The sequence below is a fragment of the Collinsella sp. LCP21S3_D3 genome, from assembly GCF_052118305.1.
GTDB lineage: Bacteria > Actinomycetota > Coriobacteriia > Coriobacteriales > Coriobacteriaceae > Collinsella.
On the sequence record NZ_JBQKHK010000003.1, the window covers coordinates 108,173 to 122,808 of the forward strand.

The 14,636-nt window shown below is 60.2% G+C and carries 15 protein-coding genes; 14 read left to right on the plus strand and 1 reads right to left on the minus strand.

What is annotated here, in order from left to right; all coding sequences use genetic code 11:
* Nucleotides 1–342: 342 nt before the first annotated feature.
* Together ACTQ1S_RS02395 and ACTQ1S_RS02400 are read left to right on the plus strand one after the other, a co-directional pair.
* Nucleotides 343–1,830, plus strand: a complete 1,488-nt coding sequence (locus ACTQ1S_RS02395; RefSeq protein ID WP_441048890.1) for an ATP-binding cassette domain-containing protein — start codon at nt 343–345, stop codon at nt 1,828–1,830.
* Nucleotides 1,831–2,228: 398 nt separating this feature from the next.
* Nucleotides 2,229–2,534 carry a hypothetical protein gene (locus ACTQ1S_RS02400; RefSeq protein ID WP_441056780.1) on the plus strand — a complete coding sequence of 102 codons (306 nt, stop codon included), beginning with the start codon at nt 2,229–2,231 and terminating at the stop codon, nt 2,532–2,534.
* 196 nt (nt 2,535–2,730) lie between these two features.
* Here the strand turns inward: ACTQ1S_RS02400 and rpmB are convergent, their stop codons facing one another.
* Nucleotides 2,731–2,919 carry a 50S ribosomal protein L28 gene (rpmB, locus tag ACTQ1S_RS02405; RefSeq protein ID WP_022094725.1) on the minus strand — a complete coding sequence of 63 codons (189 nt, stop codon included), beginning with the start codon at nt 2,917–2,919 and terminating at the stop codon, nt 2,731–2,733.
* Between the two features lie 450 nt (nt 2,920–3,369).
* Between rpmB and pyrR the strand changes: the two genes are divergently transcribed.
* The 12 genes from pyrR to ACTQ1S_RS02465 all read left to right on the plus strand — a co-directional run bounded on the left by pyrR (nt 3,370) and on the right by ACTQ1S_RS02465 (nt 14,569).
* Nucleotides 3,370–3,954: a bifunctional pyr operon transcriptional regulator/uracil phosphoribosyltransferase PyrR gene (gene pyrR, locus ACTQ1S_RS02410; RefSeq protein ID WP_138374176.1), complete on the plus strand. Its 585-nt coding sequence runs from the start codon at nt 3,370–3,372 to the stop codon at nt 3,952–3,954.
* A 4-nt stretch (nt 3,955–3,958) separates the two neighbouring features.
* Entirely contained in the window at nt 3,959–4,903 is a 945-nt protein-coding gene (locus ACTQ1S_RS02415; protein WP_035138537.1) for an aspartate carbamoyltransferase catalytic subunit, read from the plus strand.
* Entirely contained in the window at nt 4,887–6,176 is a 1,290-nt protein-coding gene (locus ACTQ1S_RS02420; RefSeq protein WP_154516264.1) for a dihydroorotase, read from the plus strand. The genes ACTQ1S_RS02415 and ACTQ1S_RS02420 overlap by 17 nt, the downstream gene beginning before the upstream one ends.
* Before the next feature lie 116 nt (nt 6,177–6,292).
* Nucleotides 6,293–7,060, plus strand: coding sequence for a dihydroorotate dehydrogenase electron transfer subunit (locus ACTQ1S_RS02425; RefSeq protein ID WP_154516544.1), 768 nt, complete (start codon nt 6,293–6,295; stop codon nt 7,058–7,060).
* 14 nt (nt 7,061–7,074) lie between these two features.
* Entirely contained in the window at nt 7,075–7,983 is a 909-nt protein-coding gene (locus tag ACTQ1S_RS02430; protein WP_427717595.1) for a dihydroorotate dehydrogenase, read from the plus strand.
* Nucleotides 7,977–8,693 carry an orotidine-5'-phosphate decarboxylase gene (pyrF, locus tag ACTQ1S_RS02435; protein ID WP_427747926.1) on the plus strand — a complete coding sequence of 239 codons (717 nt, stop codon included), beginning with the start codon at nt 7,977–7,979 and terminating at the stop codon, nt 8,691–8,693. Before ACTQ1S_RS02430 ends, pyrF begins: the two co-directional genes overlap by 7 nt.
* A 240-nt stretch (nt 8,694–8,933) precedes the next feature.
* The gene (gene mihF / locus ACTQ1S_RS02440; protein ID WP_006236130.1) at nt 8,934–9,242 is read left to right on the plus strand and encodes an integration host factor, actinobacterial type; all 309 of its coding nucleotides are present in this window, start codon (nt 8,934–8,936) and stop codon (nt 9,240–9,242) included.
* The gene (gene gmk / locus ACTQ1S_RS02445) at nt 9,243–9,812 is read left to right on the plus strand and encodes a guanylate kinase (RefSeq protein ID WP_427794783.1); all 570 of its coding nucleotides are present in this window, start codon (nt 9,243–9,245) and stop codon (nt 9,810–9,812) included. It begins immediately after the preceding gene.
* A gap of 5 nt (nt 9,813–9,817) precedes the next feature.
* The gene (locus ACTQ1S_RS02450; protein ID WP_370450597.1) at nt 9,818–10,099 is read left to right on the plus strand and encodes a DNA-directed RNA polymerase subunit omega; all 282 of its coding nucleotides are present in this window, start codon (nt 9,818–9,820) and stop codon (nt 10,097–10,099) included.
* Nucleotides 10,100–11,344 carry a tRNA uracil 4-sulfurtransferase ThiI gene (gene thiI, locus ACTQ1S_RS02455; RefSeq protein WP_427726849.1) on the plus strand — a complete coding sequence of 415 codons (1,245 nt, stop codon included), beginning with the start codon at nt 10,100–10,102 and terminating at the stop codon, nt 11,342–11,344.
* 214 nt (nt 11,345–11,558) lie between these two features.
* A complete protein-coding gene (locus ACTQ1S_RS02460) occupies nt 11,559–12,269 on the plus strand; it encodes a helix-hairpin-helix domain-containing protein (protein ID WP_441546978.1) in 711 nt (236 codons plus the stop codon).
* Between the two features lie 422 nt (nt 12,270–12,691).
* Nucleotides 12,692–14,569, plus strand: a complete 1,878-nt coding sequence (locus tag ACTQ1S_RS02465; protein WP_441546979.1) for a DNA internalization-related competence protein ComEC/Rec2 — start codon at nt 12,692–12,694, stop codon at nt 14,567–14,569.
* Nucleotides 14,570–14,636 lie beyond the last annotated feature (67 nt).

Genomic DNA, 14,636 nt, shown 5'->3' on the forward strand with positions numbered 1-14,636 from the left:
TCAGGCGCCAGCTAGAGGGAGCAGTGCCACGCAGTCTCTCCGCTCTCAGCACCAATCAGCACTTGGGTGAAGCGACGAGCCAAGGGCGCGCCGGCGAGTTGCCACCTGATTACCATGCTATAATCCTAGATATCAATCATCCAGCGGGGCCTTTGGCAAGCGCCGCTTCGAGTTAGGTCAGGTTAGATGAAGAACTAGCGATGCCCGTTTCGGGTACCCCATACGACAATTCTGTACATCCGGTCGCGCTTCAGGGTGCCGCATCGCTTCAGTGCCTTCTCGTTCCAAATCCATACATCGCGTGCCTGACCCCTGCGCGACCTCCTCTCAAAGGAGCTCGCCATGCAACTGAATCTCACTCACATCAGCTATACCTACCCCGGTACGGCATCGCCAGCCATCGAAGACGTCAGCGCCACGTTCCCATCGGGATGGACGGGCATCATCGGCGACAACGGATGCGGGAAGAGCACGCTCGCCCGTATCGCCGCCCGCGTTATTACACCCGATTCCGGGACGGTGAGCCCGAATCTGTTCGCGTCGTATTGCGAGCAAGACTCGACCCAAGAGCCAGACAAGCTCTTTGATCTCGCATCGGATTGGGGCAAGGAGGCGCAACGGGCAAGGGCACTGCTCCGCATCGAAGACGACTGGTTCTGGCGCTACGACACGCTCTCGGGCGGTCAGCAGAAGCGGTTCCAGATCGCGTGCGCCCTCTATGCACAACCAGATGTCCTCATCATGGATGAGCCGACCAACGACCTCGATGCCGCCACGCGCGACATCGTGAAGGAGGCGCTGGCCTCCTTCAGCGGCATCGGCATCCTCATCTCGCACGATAGAGACCTGCTCGATGGCCTTGTGGGCCAGAGCCTCATGTGCGAGGGCGCACGTTGGACCATGCGCCCCGGCGGGTACTCAAAGGCAAGCGACCAGGCGGCGAGCGAACGCGCCTCTGCGATGAGGGATCGCGAGCAAGCCTCTCGTGAAGCTAAGCGCCTGAAGGCAGAAGCCCAGCGCAGGAGCGAAGAGGCGGCGCGTCAGAAGGGCAAGCGAAGCAAGCGCGGCTTGAGCAAAAAAGACAGCGACGCTCGGGAGAAGATCGGACGCGCCATAGTATCTGGAAAGGACGGCGTAGCGGGAAAGCTCTCGTCCAAAATGAGCGGGCGGCTCGCAAAGGCCGAGGCAGAGCTTTCTGAGAAAACCGTCTCGAAAAGATACGACCATCGCATCGGCGAGTTCGGCGTCGCTGCGCGCTCAAGCTGCGTGGCGCACTTGGAGGCGTCGCGACTGTCTGCTGGCGAGTTCTCGATAGACGTGCCGGAGCTCTGGATCTCGCCAACGGATCACGTGGTGTTGACCGGTGCGAACGGAACGGGAAAGAGCCTGGTGGTGCGAAGCGTCATCGAATCTGTTCCTGATAATGTCAAAGTTGCGTACGTTCCCCAGGACGTCGGGCCAGAGGAACGCGAGCGAGCACTGAGGCATCTCCGAGACCAGGACCAGGAGACGAAAGGTCGCATCCTCTCCATCGTGGCGCGGTTGAACTCCGACCCTGACAAACTGCTCGATGGCGACGATTTGAGTCCTGGCGAACTCCGCAAACTCATGCTTGCTGAACAGCTTGTTACGAATCCCAACCTCCTCGTACTCGACGAGCCGACGAATCATCTTGATGTGGGTTCTATTGAGGCGCTGCAGGAGATGCTGAGCGGTTTCTCTGGCGCGTTACTGTTGGTTACGCATGATAGACAGCTGTCGGAGGCAGTCACGCAGATTGGCTGGGAAACTATTCAAGGTGAGAGCCTGATGAGATTGCTGGTCGTCTAAACAATGGGTTTTATAAAAGAGCCTTGTCGGGTGGATTTGCAGCTTCAGTTTGCAATTATTGTTTAACTCCGCGTGGGTAGTCGCAAGCGGCTTGCTCGTGACGACAGCGACTATTGCCAAAGGGTGGACGCAAGCGGTTTGCTCGTGATGACAGCGACTATTGTTATCCTGTGGTTGCAAGTGGCTTAAAGGTGATGACAGAGTCGTGGAGTTCGACACCAAGATGAAAGTCCCATCAAAGTCACCGTCAAATATCTAGCACGGACAAACAAATAAGGACTCATAGAAACCCTTGGTCGGTGTGCTAACATGATTACAGTGAGTAAGTAAGTCTTCAATAACACTAAGCCATTACATAATAAAACTACGATCCCTTTGACATTTGTGATGCGGCCCCTATGCTCGATATTGTCGGAGGCTCCCGTTGCTATTGCGAACATCTCAAGGAAGCTGCCGGGCGCATCTGGTCGGTGGAGGTTCTTCCACGCCGTCGGATCCCCGATGAGGAGGCCCTTTCCGTTGCGCGCGAAGTCCTGCCGAGCATAGATCCTAAGCTGCTTAAGGCCCTGCCACGCCCCGAACGCGATGCCTGCCTGCTGAGGCTCAGGCAGGCACATCTCACGGTCAAGCAAATTGCCCGTATCACCGGTATCGGCGCTACAAGTGTGACCAAGGCCACTGCGGGCTGGAAGGAAGCTGCGTGAGGCAGGGGCCGGAGCTAGTCGGGGCGCCGCAGACACGCATCATGTCTGTCCCCAATGAGTGAAAACACCCATGTAAGTCTGTCCCCAATGAGTGCAAAAAGGCGCCCTCCAGAAGAGAGGACGCCTTTGGTAAGTTCTATGTGAACGCGAGGTCTTTGACCCGGAGAGTCCGAGGTACTTGTTGGTAAGACCTTATTTAGGAGCGCGCAACCTTGCCAGACTTAAGGCAGGTGGAGCAAACGTTCATCTTGCGACGGTGACCATCGACGACGACGTAGACGCGCTGGATGTTGGGGCGGAACTTACGGTTGGTGACGCGGTGAGAGTGGCTGATGGAGCGACCGGCAACGGGGTGCTTACCGCAAACTTCGCAAACTTTGGACATAACTGACCCTCCTTGGGCGACAAACGAACATGTCGCGTTAACAAACAAGCCTGAACTATAGCACAGAAGCAGCTCCCTGTGCGTAATCTACACAGAGATATTTCTCTTATGGCGATAGTGCCCACGCTACGGCCCTGGACGTAGATCCGATTTGCGTGTAGCAGAGGGGATTATGCCAGCTCGCATCGACGTTTTCAAGCTTGTCCCGCAAATATATATAGGTTTATGGAGCGTTGAGTCCGTTTGCGGATTGCTCCGTATTAATGCTCGCAATTAAGCTCGGGGTTGGCTACACTATCCCTTGACCATTAAAGGGGTACGAGATACCCACATGGATTTATATTGCTGCCATAGAGCAGTCCTTCCTGTGGGTGTCTGGTCCGCTTTGAGCGGTCGGGCATCTATTTTTTTGACTGTATCAGCAGTCAAGACATGTGAGGAAGGAGATCGATGGGCACGACTTCCCCCAAGGCGGTCATCATGGACGAGACCGCCGTCAACCGAGCGATGACCCGCATCGCGCACGAGATTCTCGAGCGCAACGAGGGCTGTGAAGACCTCGCTCTGGTCGGCATCGTCACGCGCGGCGACCTTCTGGCAAAGAAGCTCGCCGAGGCGATCAAGGAGATCGAGGGTGTTGACGTTCCGCTCGGCAGCCTGGACATCAGCTTCTATCGCGATGACTATGCGACTAACTTCGCTCCCGCGATCCACGCTACCAACATTCCCTTCAGCGTCGACGGCAAGCGCGTCGTTTTGGTGGACGACATCCTGTACACGGGTCGCACCATCCGCGCCGCTCTGGACGCCGTTATGGACCTGGGCCGTCCGAGCCGCATCGAGCTGGCAGTTCTCGTTGACCGCGGTCACCGCGAGCTCCCTATCTCGCCGGACTTTGTCGGCAAGAACGTTCCCTCGTCGCACGAGGAGAACGTGCACCTATATATGAAGGAAGTCGACGGCCGCACCGCTGTCGAGATCAACGACGTCGCGCCGGGTTCCCACGTGGGCTCCGCGCCGCTGGGAGGTGAGTAGTACCGTGGCGTTCAATCATAAGCACCTGATCGACATTACCGAGTACTCCGAAGAGGACATCAAGCTCATCCTCGAGACCGCCAAGGCGTTCTCCGAGGTCAACGAGCGTGCCATCAAGAAGGTCCCCACGCTCAAGGGCAAGACCATCGTCAATATGTTCAACGAGCCCTCGACGCGTACCCGCAGCTCCTTCGAGCTTGCCGAGAAGCGTCTTTCGGCCGACAGCCTCAACTTTGGCGGCTCCTCGACCTCCACGGTCAAGGGCGAGAGCCTCGTCGATACCGTCGAGACGCTCAACGCCTACAAGATCGACTGCATCGTCGTGCGCGACAAACATGCCGGTGCTCCCTACATTGTCACGCAGAATTCGCCCGCGAGTGTTATCTGCGCCGGTGACGGTAAGCACAACCACCCCACGCAGGCTCTGCTCGACCTGTACACCATCTGGGAGCACAAGGGTGACTTCCACGGTCTGAAAGTCGCCGTCGTCGGCGACATCGCCCACTCCCGTGTTTGTGGCTCGCTGATCCCCGCGTTGAAGATCATGGGCTGCGAGACCTACGCCGTCGCCCCCGGCACGCTGCTGCCGCCGGCGCCCGAGGTTCTGGGCTGCGACCACGTGACGAGCGACCTCGATTCCGTCCTGCCCGAGCTGGACGTCGTCTACATGCTGCGCGTACAGCAGGAGCGCCTCGAGGGTGCCCCGTTCCCGACCATTCGCGAGTACCACAAGCTCTTCGGCCTGACCAAGGACCGTGAGAAGCTCATGAAGCCCGACGCGATCATTTGCCATCCGGGCCCCATCAACCGCGGCGTCGAGTTCGACTCCTATATGGCCGACCACCCGCAACGCTCCGTCATCCTGGAGCAGGTCTACGCCGGTATCTGCGTGCGTATGGCTATCCTGTATCTGCTGCTTGGAGGTGCCGATAATGGCCTTGCTTCTTAAGAATGCCCACGTCGTCGATCCGTCCGTCGAGCTTGACGGTGTCGTTGACGTCCTGATCGACGGCGACAAGATTGCCGAGGTCGGCGAGAACCTCGCCGCCGAGGGAGCCGAGGTCCGCGACCTTTCCGGTAAGTACCTTGTCCCTGGCCTGGTGGACATGCACGTCCACCTGCGCGAGCCCGGCTACGAGGTCAAAGAGGACATCGAGAGCGGCACCCGCGCAGCTGCCAAGGGCGGCTTCACTGGCGTGTGCGCCATGCCCAACACCGACCCCGTTACCGATAACGGTACCGTTGTTGAGTTCGTCAAGTCCCGCGCTGCCGAGGTCGGCCACTGCCGCGTCTATCCTTCTGGCGCCATGACCCGCGGTCTTAAGGGCGAGGCTATGTCCGAGATGGGCGATATGGTCGCCCACGGCGCCGTCGCCTTCACCGACGACGGTCGCGGCGTGCAGGGTGCAGGCATGCTCCGTCGCTGCATGGACTACGGCAAGATGTTCGGCAAGGTCTTCATGAGCCATTGCCAGGACGAGGACCTGGTCGGCCACGGCCAGATCAACGAGGGCAAGGTTTCGACTCGTCTGGCCCTCGAGGGCTGGCCGGCTGCCGGCGAGGAACTCCAGATCGCCCGCGACATCGAGATCGCCAAACTGACCGGTGCCAAGCTGCACATCCAGCACATCTCCACCGCCCATGGCCTGGAGCTCGTGCGTGCCGGCAAGGCCGCTGGCGTTCAGGTTACCTGCGAGGCCACCCCGCATCACATGTTCCTGACCGAGAACGACCTGGACGAGACCTACAACACCTCGCTCAAGGTTAACCCGCCGCTGCGTACCGACGAGGATGCCGAGGCCATCCGCCAGGGTGTCATCGACGGCACCGTCGACGTCATCGTCACCGATCACGCTCCCCACACGCCGTGGGAGAAAGCCCGTGAGTTCGAGCTCGCGCCCTTTGGCATGATCGGCCTCGAGACCTCGCTGTCGCTCGTGCTCACCGAGCTGGTCAACACGGGCAAGATGGGTATGGGCCGCATGGTCGAGCTCATGGCTATTAAGCCGCGTGAGATCCTGGGCCTCGACCAGGTTCAGGTCAAGGCGGGCTCTGTTGCCGACCTGACCGTCTTCGACGCGTCTGTCACCTGGACGGTCGGCGAGGACGGTTACGAGTCGCGCGCCGAGAACTCCGGTTTTGCCGGCCGCACGCTCACCGGTCGTGCCACCGATGTGTTTGTCGGCGGTAAACAGACGCTTGCCGACGGCTGCATCTGCTAGCATAGCCTTATCGCTTTTGTGCGCGGTGCCCTTGCGGTGCCGCGCTTTCTGTTCGTTTGGTCCATGCAACTGCATGGGGGATTGGAGCGTCTATGCCCACACCTTCCACTGCACGCATGCACGACTTCGAGGTCGTCTCGAACCAGGAGATCGCCGACGGCATCTTCTCGCTCGTTATTTCGGCCCCCAAGCTTGCAAGTGCGCTCAAGCCCGGTCAGTTTGTGAACATCGCCGTGCCCGGCGATGCCTCTTCGTTGCTTCGCGTGCCCTTGAGCTTCTATCGCTCTGACGCCGAGGCCGGTACCGTCGAGCTGTGGTACGCCGTCGTGGGCGACGACACCCGTCGTCTGTCGCAGATGGGCCCCGGCTCCAAGTCCAACCTGTTGGGCCCTGGCGGCCGCGGCTGGCTGGTACCCGAGGGCACCAGGAAGGCGCTGCTCGTGGCGGGCGGCATCGGTGTTCCGCCCGTGCTGTGCCTCGCTGGCATGCTTGCCGAGCAGGGCGTGGCTGTTGACGTGTGCCTGGGTTTTGGCACCGCGTCCAAGGTCGTGGGCGTCGATGAGTTCCGCGCGCTGGGAGCCACGGTCAACGTGTGCACCGACGACGGCTCGTTGGGTACGCATGGCTTATGCACCGATCCTGCCGCTGAGCTGCTCGGCAAGGGCGGTTACGACTACGTCGCCAGCTGTGGTCCCGCCGTTATGATGAAGAAAGTCGCCGCCGCTGCCGCCGAGGCCGGCGCGTACTGCGAGGTGTCGCTCGAGCGCATGATGAGCTGCGGCTTTGGTGCCTGCAACACCTGCAATGTCGAGACGGTCGACGGTATGAAGGGTGCCTGCATGTGCGGCCCCGTGTTTGATGCTTCCAAGGTGGTGGTCTTCTAGTGGGTACCGTGAACATGTCCGTCGATTTCGGCGGCGTCAAGATGCAGAACCCCATCAACACCGCAGCCGGTACCTTTGGCTACGGTTGGCAGTTCCAGAACTTCTTTGATGTCTCCCAGCTGGGTGCCATCACCACCAAGGGTTGCGCTGCCGAGCCCTGGCCCGGCAATCCTGCACCCCGCATGGCCGAGATCCCCGGCGGCATGATCAATTCCGTGGGCCTGCAGAACCCCGGTGTGGCCGCTTTCGCCCGCGAGTCCGGTCCGTGGCTCGAGCAGCTCTCCAAGGACGGTTGCCAGGTCATCTGCCAGGTTGCCGGTCACTCCGTTGATGAGTTCGTGCGCGCGCTCGAGATGTATGTCGAGCTGTGCCCCTGGGCTGCCGGCTATGAGATCAACGTGAGCTGCCCCAACATTGCCGCCGGCGGTGCCGCCATGGGCTCCACGCCCGAGGGCGCCTCTTCCGTTATGGCTGCCTGCCGCAAGGTGACCGATAAGCCACTGTTCGTTAAGATGGCTCCGGTCAACGTCGCCGAGATCGCCCGCGCCCTCGAGGCTGCCGGCGCCGACGGCCTTTCGGTCATCAACTCCATCCAGGGCATGGCCATTGACGTGCACACCCGCAAGTCCCGTGTGGCCAAGCCCAAGGGCGGCCTTTCGGGCCCGCTGTGCCACCACATCGCCGTGCGCATGGTCTGGGAGGTCGCCCAGGCCGTCGATATCCCCATCAACGGTGTCGGCGGTGTCATGACCGGCGAGGATGCGGCCGAGTTTATCCTGGCCGGCGCCACCTGCGTGTCGGTCGGCATGGCCAACTTCGTCGACCCGTGTGCTTCGCTTAAGATTGCGCACGAGCTCGAGGCCTGGGCGGAGTCCCAGGGCGTAAAGGACATCAACGAGCTGGTAGGTGCGTTCGAATGCTAGAGACCGATGCCCGCGACCGTGTTATCGTCGCCCTCGACTGCGACCGTGAGCGCGCACTCGAGCTCGCCCACGAGCTTTCGGGCCATGCCGCCTGGCTCAAGGTGGGCATGACGCTCTATTACGCCGAGGGTCCCGAGATCGTCAAGACGTTCAAGGATTTGGGCTTTAAGGTCTTCCTCGACCTCAAGTTCCATGACATTCCGCATCAGGTGCGCGGTGCCGCTCGCTCGGCCTCGCTTGCCGGTGCCGACCTGCTCTCGGTCCACGGCTTGGGTTCGGGCGCCATGCTCGCTGCCTGCCGCGAGGGTGCCGAGGAGGCGCGCGAGGACCGCGCCAAGCTCGTCGCCATTACCGTACTTACGAGCATGAATCAGGATGCGCTGGCGGAGATCGGCGTCGAGTCGCCCGTGGCCGAGGAGGCCGCTCGCCTGGCAAAGCTCGCTCAGGCCAACGGCATCGACGGTATCGTGTGCTCGCCGATGGAGGCTCACGACATGCGTGAGCTGCTCGGCCCCGACGCGCTGATCGTGACTCCGGGTGTGCGTCCGGTGGGTGCCGCCCTGGGCGATCAATCCCGTGTGGCGACACCTTCCCAGGCTATCGAGCGCGGTGCGAGCCACATCGTGGTGGGCCGTCCTATTACCGGCTCCGACGATCCGGTTGCGGCCTTTGACGCCATCGTCGCCGAGCTGGTCGAAAACGTCGCGTAAAAGATTCCCTCAAGTCACCACTTTTGGGTCTTATTAGCACAAATTAGCCCTTGTGCCTGCGAAAACTTTCCCATCCTTTGTGTGGAATCACAGGTCAGGGGCTCAACTTTGACCTCCGTATATTGCACTTTTCGCAGGTATCGTCTAACCTATGGAGCCGTCGATTGGGCATTTAGTGCGTTTGACGTGCTAAAATGCCAATTATTGCATCAGATATAACCCAACTATTTGGAGGTTCGAATGGCACTCCCTCAGCTTACCGACGAGCAGCGTAAGCAGGCTCTTGAGAAGGCTGCCGCCGCACGTCACGCTCGCGCTGAGCTTCGCGAGCAGATCAAGAAGGGCGAGAAGTCTCTCGAGTCCGTGCTCAACTCCGATGACCCCATCGCTTCCCGCATGAAGGTTTCCACCCTCATCGAGTCTCTGCCCGGTTATGGCAAGGCCAAGGCCGCCAAGATCATGGAGGAGCTCGGCATCTCCGCTACCCGTCGCGTCCAGGGCCTCGGCGTCCGTCAGCGCGAGCAGCTCCTCGAGCAGCTGACCAAATAAGTGAGCGCTCAGGATTCAAAGCTCTTTGTGATTTCTGGACCGTCAGGTGCAGGCAAGGGGACGCTCGTCAGTCGTGTGCGCGAGCGCCGCTCGAACCTGGGCCTGACGGTTTCGGCTACCACGCGAGCGCCACGTAAAGGTGAGGTCGACGGCGTCAACTACTTTTTCCTGACGCGCGAGGAGTTCGACCGCCGCGTGGCAAACGGTGAGTTTGTTGAGTGGGCCGAGGTCCACGGTAACTGCTACGGCACGTTGGTGAGCGAGGTCGCATCCAAGCTCGCCTCTGGCTCGTCTCTGATTTTGGAGATTGATGTCCAGGGTGCCCTGCAGGTCAAGGAGCGTTTCCCCGAGGCCGTGTTGATCTTTATCAAGCCGCCTTCGCTTGAGGTGTTACGCGATCGCCTGGTCGGTCGCGGTACCGAGACGCCCGAGACGATCGAGCTGCGTATGGCAAACGCCGCCGATGAACTTGCCCTTGCCGACCGCTACGACGACGTCGTGGTGAATGATGATCTCGACCGCGCGACCGATGAGCTCGTTCGCGTTCTCGATATGCATGAAAGGATCTGAGGTCCGTGTCCGTTGTAAAGCCTTGTATTGACGATCTTCTGGAGAAGACCGATCACAACCGCTTCCTGCTCGCCTCGCTTGCCTCCAAGCGCGCCTGCGACATTAACAGCATGCTGCGTGGCCAGCACAACCGCGTGCTTGCCGTTCAGGATGTCGATGACATTACCATTGGCCTCTCCGGCGCCGATACCATCTCGATGGCTATGGACGAGATTGTCGACGGCGATATCTCCTACGACGAGGCTCGTTACAAGAAGGCGCTCGGCCACAAGGTTGCTGAAGCCTAAATGGCAGCTCGCGTCTGCCTGGTCCACTATCACGAGGTTGGACTGAAGGGCAAGAACCGCGCACATTTTGAGCATATCCTCATGGATAACATCAAGGCGGCCTTGGCCGCCTTTTCCGTGAATGCCGTGTCTCGAATTTCCGGTTATATCCTCGTGACCTTTAACGAGCATCAGGCCGACGAGGCGGCGCGTGTCATTCGCACCGTCCCCGGCGTTGCCCGCGTGTCCCTGGCATATCACACCAACCGCGACCCGCAGGAGTACTGCGCCGCCGCCGTGAAGGCGCTGCGCGAGTTTGGTCCCTTCGATTCGTTTAAGGTGCATGCCAAACGCTCTAACACCGACTACGAGCTCACCTCGATTGATATCAATCGTCAGGTTGGCGAGGTACTGTGCGAGGCCTTCCCCGATAAAAAGGTCCAGATGCACGACCCCGACGCGATGGTGCACGTACTGGTGGTCCAGGGTAGCGTTTACGTGTATGCGCGCTCCGAGCGCGGCGTGGGCGGTCTGCCGGTGGGTTCCGCCGGCAAGGTTGTGACGCTTCTGTCGTCGGGCATCGATTCTCCGGTGGCGACCTGGATGCTCGCGCGTCGCGGCGCGGTGTGCGTGCCGGTACATTTCTCCGGTCGTCCGCAGACACCCGATACGAGCGAGTATTTGGTGCAGGACATTATCCGTGCGCTTGCGCCGGGCGTCCAGATCGGCCGCCTGTACGTGGTGCCGTTTGGCGATTGCCAGCGTGAGATTTCCGTGGCCTGCCCCAGCAACCTGCGCGTGATCATGTATCGCCGCATTATGTATTCGGTTGCCGAGCGCATTGCGCATATCGAGGGCGCCAAGGCTATCGTGACCGGTGAATCGCTCGGTCAGGTTGCCTCCCAGACGCTCGAGAACATTATGGCCGTCAACGAGGCTGTCAAGATCCCCGTGTTCCGCCCGCTGATCGGTTCGGACAAGCAGGAGATCATCGCGCGTGCCGAGGAAATCGGTACCTTCGATATCTCGACCGAGGCTGCTCCCGATTGCTGCACGCTCTTTATGCCGCGCCGCCCTGAGACGCACGCAAAACTCGATGCCGTGCATGAGGCGTGGGAGCTGTTCGATCACGAGGAGATGATTGAGCGCTTGCTCAAACAGACCGAGTACATCGACTTCGAGAGCAACACGTACAAGGCCCCTAAGACCTTAAAACGTAAACATCCTCAGCTTGCTCCACGTGAGATTTACCAAGATCACGAATAATGTTGTGTATAGACCGGCGGTGCATTTGCATCGTCGGTCTTAATCTACCTGGGCATTAGGCGATAAACGGTTCATTTGTCGACGTGTATCTGAATAAATGGACACTATCCTGCAAGGTTTTGGTCAGCTTTTGGTTTGACTTCGATAACCGGTGTGGGCGTGCGGAGGCTACGGCGCTCGTTTCCTGACACGATGGTGTTGGGAGGTGTTTGCTATGGCGCAACGCGAGCAACACGAACGGGTTAAACGGATGGACCGCTGGGCAGAAAAGCTGCTCGGCCATAAGGCGATGGTCGTGGCGATTCTGATTGTCATTGCCGCCGCGAGCGGCTTGGCGATGGCAAGTTTTGGTGGCCGCTCCAGCGGCGTGTCGTTTGAGCGTAGTGATGAGGCGAGCGCCTCGGATGTGCGCGGGGCCGGGGATGGGTTACCTGATGATGCCGATGAGTCGTCTGCCAAGAGTTCTTCTACTGCTGAGGTGTACGTCGATGTTGATGGCGCCGTTGCGAGGCCTGGCGTGTACCGGCTCAAAGACGGAGCGCGGGTGTCCCAAGCGATCGATGCCGCCGGAGGGCTTACGGCTGAGGCGGATGTGACAGGGCTTAATCGTGCGTCCAAGATCACAGATGGTCAAAAGATCTATGTTCCGATGGTGGGGGAGCAACAAGCGGCTGCGGCGGTCGGCGGGGTCGAAAGCGGTGCTGCCATGACTGCTGGTGCGGGGTCTTCGTCGGGGCTTGTGAATATCAATACGGCAAGTGCGGCGGAACTGCAGACGCTTTCGGGCATCGGGCCTTCTACGGCCCAGTCGATTATCGATGAGCGGACTCAAAACGGGGCCTTTGCCTCGGTCGATGACCTCATGCGCGTATCGGGGATCGGTGAGAAAAAGCTCGCCAAAATTAAAGATTGCATCTGCGTATGAGTGTGTCCGAGTGCGAGCATGTGATGCCGCCGCGGCCCCTGATGCCGTGGACGATGGCCCTTTGTTCTGGCTTGTGTGCGAGCTGCGGCCTGGTACTTAACGTGGCAGCCGATTTGCTGCTGGGAGAGCGGGCAGCGCCCGTCACATTGCTTATGGCCATTCCCGTTGCGGCTGCCGCGTGCATCGTATTGGCTCGGTTTTGTATGCGTCTTGTGCGGTGGAGGCGATGGCTGTATGCCGCGTCCCTCGGCCTCCTGGCGGGAGCGGTCGTATCCGCGGGTTGGGCGATAGGGGCGCTGCGTGCTTCGGGGGCACTGGATAATCGAGCTGCGAGCAGTCTCGAGTTTGTTGTACAGGGTGACCCATCCATCAATGACGGGACGTACTCCTATACCTGTGATTCATATGCGGGTGGAAAGCGCTTGGGCGAGATACGGCTGTCGTGTGATCGTGAGCTCAGCGCCGGTTCGCATGTGCATGCTGTCGGTCGAATTTCGCGTTTTGAGAATGATGCGTATGGGCGCTCACGCGTACTGCGGGGCGAGCTTCGAAAAGTTAAGGTCATCCGGTTGGTATCGGTTGACGAGGGCTTTCCGGGGCTGTTGCCTTGGCTGCGAAACGAGCTCCTTGCCGTTATCGCGCCCGAGACCGATCCGGCGCGCTCGCTCATTGCCGGCGTTGTCTGCGGACGCTCCTCCGAGCTGCGTGCTCAGCCGGCGGGCGATTTGTTTTCGGTAACGGGCACCGCACATCTTATCGCCGTCTCGGGCAGCCATCTTGCCATCGTTGGGTTTGTGATTGAGAGCGCCCTGCAAAAGACTCGCCTCTCTCGTGGGCTGCAGAGGGGGCTGTTGGTGCTGGCCCTCGCTGCCTATGCCGTCTTTACGGGCGCTTCGCCCTCGGCCGTGCGCGCGTGCTGTATGGTGGCGGTGACGCTTGTCGTCAACGGCGCCGGACGTCGTCGGCATGGCCTTTCGGCTCTATTTTTGACCATGACAATCTTTATGTTGCTGCGGCCGACAGTATTGTTCGAGATGGGTTTTCAGCTATCGTGCGCCAGTGTTTTTGCCATCCTTTGTTTTTGCCCCTACGCTACCTACGCCTTGGGCGAGCTGAGCGTGCCATCGGGGGTTGCCAGTATTTTGTCCGTCACGCTGTGCTCGCAGATCGCGACACTTCCCGTAACCATTCCCGCATTTGGGATGTTTTCGCTCATTGCCCCGCTTGCAAATGCCGTGATCGGTCCGGTGATAAGCGTGCTGCTCGCATCTTCGGTTGTGCTGGTGCCTTGCTCGCTTGTGCCGCTCTTGCGTCACGGGGCGCTTGTGGTGCCCATGGCTATCGCTCGCTGTGCCCTGTTCTTTGAGCAGCTCTTTGCTGCCGTTCCGGGCGCATCCGTAAGCGTGCCGCCCGATACGCCCTTGGTATACGTGGTGCCTTTTTCGCTGGTGGTCCTCTTGGTCTTGTGGCCACGCCCCCGCGCGCGGCCCATGGCAGTAGGGCTGCTGTGTTTGATGCTTGCGGCGGGCGTTCCGTATGTCTATTGGGATCGATGTGCGCCGCCTTCGGTGACAGTCCTTGATGTTGGCCAGGCCGATGCGATTCTGGTTCGTCAGGGTGGCGCCGTGGCGCTCGTCGACTGTGGGCTCGACGCGCGCGTGGTGTCGGCGTTGGTTCGCAATAACGTCCACCATATCGACGCCGTCTTCGTGACGCATTGGGATGAAGACCATTGGGGCGGTCTTCCCGACGTACTCGATCGGTTTTCGGTTGGTAGCATTGCGGTTGCGGCGGATGCGCTGGGCAGCGCGCCTGCTGAGGTTCTGAATCGCCCAAGCGTCACGTATCGGCAGGTGGCTCGCGGAGACACAGTCGATATCGGCGCATTTCGGGCTCGTGTGATGTGGCCGTTTGATACGGTTGACGGTGAGGGCAATGAGGACTCGCTTGTCTTGCTGCTCTCCTATGCTCAGGAAGGCAAAAGCCTGCGTATGCTCCTCACTGGTGATGCCGAGCTCGATCAGGAGTGCGAGTTTGTACAGGAGGTGGGTGATATCGATGTGCTCAAGCTGGGGCATCACGGCTCAAAAGATTCTGTCGATACAGACCTGCTGGAAACCCTTAAGCCCGAGCTCTCTATTGCGAGCGCGGGCGAGGGCAACCGCTACGGCCATCCATCCGATGCCTGCATCGATGCCGTTAGCGATACGGGCGGCGCGTTCGCATGCACTATCGAGAGAGGCGACATTACCGTCTCGCCGACTGCGGCCGGTTTTGCCATGCGATGTCAGCGACCGTGATGCTGCCGTTGGCGCGGGACCAACCCGTGGGATAGAATGGCACGGTACGAACAGGAGAGCCTGCGGG

Bases quoted from the DNA above. Each gene is read 5' to 3' on its own strand.
- ACTQ1S_RS02395 (WP_441048890.1), top strand. From the start codon at position 343: ATGCAACTGAATCTCACTCACATCAGCTATACCTACCCCGGTACGGCA.
- ACTQ1S_RS02400 (WP_441056780.1), top strand. From the start codon at position 2,229: ATGCTCGATATTGTCGGAGGCTCCCGTTGCTATTGCGAACATCTCAAG.
- rpmB (WP_022094725.1), bottom strand. From the start codon at position 2,919: ATGTCCAAAGTTTGCGAAGTTTGCGGTAAGCACCCCGTTGCCGGTCGC.
- pyrR (WP_138374176.1), top strand. From the start codon at position 3,370: ATGGGCACGACTTCCCCCAAGGCGGTCATCATGGACGAGACCGCCGTC.
- ACTQ1S_RS02420 (WP_154516264.1), top strand. From the start codon at position 4,887: ATGGCCTTGCTTCTTAAGAATGCCCACGTCGTCGATCCGTCCGTCGAG.
- ACTQ1S_RS02425 (WP_154516544.1), top strand. From the start codon at position 6,293: ATGCACGACTTCGAGGTCGTCTCGAACCAGGAGATCGCCGACGGCATC.
- ACTQ1S_RS02430 (WP_427717595.1), top strand. From the start codon at position 7,075: ATGTCCGTCGATTTCGGCGGCGTCAAGATGCAGAACCCCATCAACACC.
- pyrF (WP_427747926.1), top strand. From the start codon at position 7,977: ATGCTAGAGACCGATGCCCGCGACCGTGTTATCGTCGCCCTCGACTGC.
- mihF (WP_006236130.1), top strand. From the start codon at position 8,934: ATGGCACTCCCTCAGCTTACCGACGAGCAGCGTAAGCAGGCTCTTGAG.
- thiI (WP_427726849.1), top strand. From the start codon at position 10,100: ATGGCAGCTCGCGTCTGCCTGGTCCACTATCACGAGGTTGGACTGAAG.
- ACTQ1S_RS02460 (WP_441546978.1), top strand. From the start codon at position 11,559: ATGGCGCAACGCGAGCAACACGAACGGGTTAAACGGATGGACCGCTGG.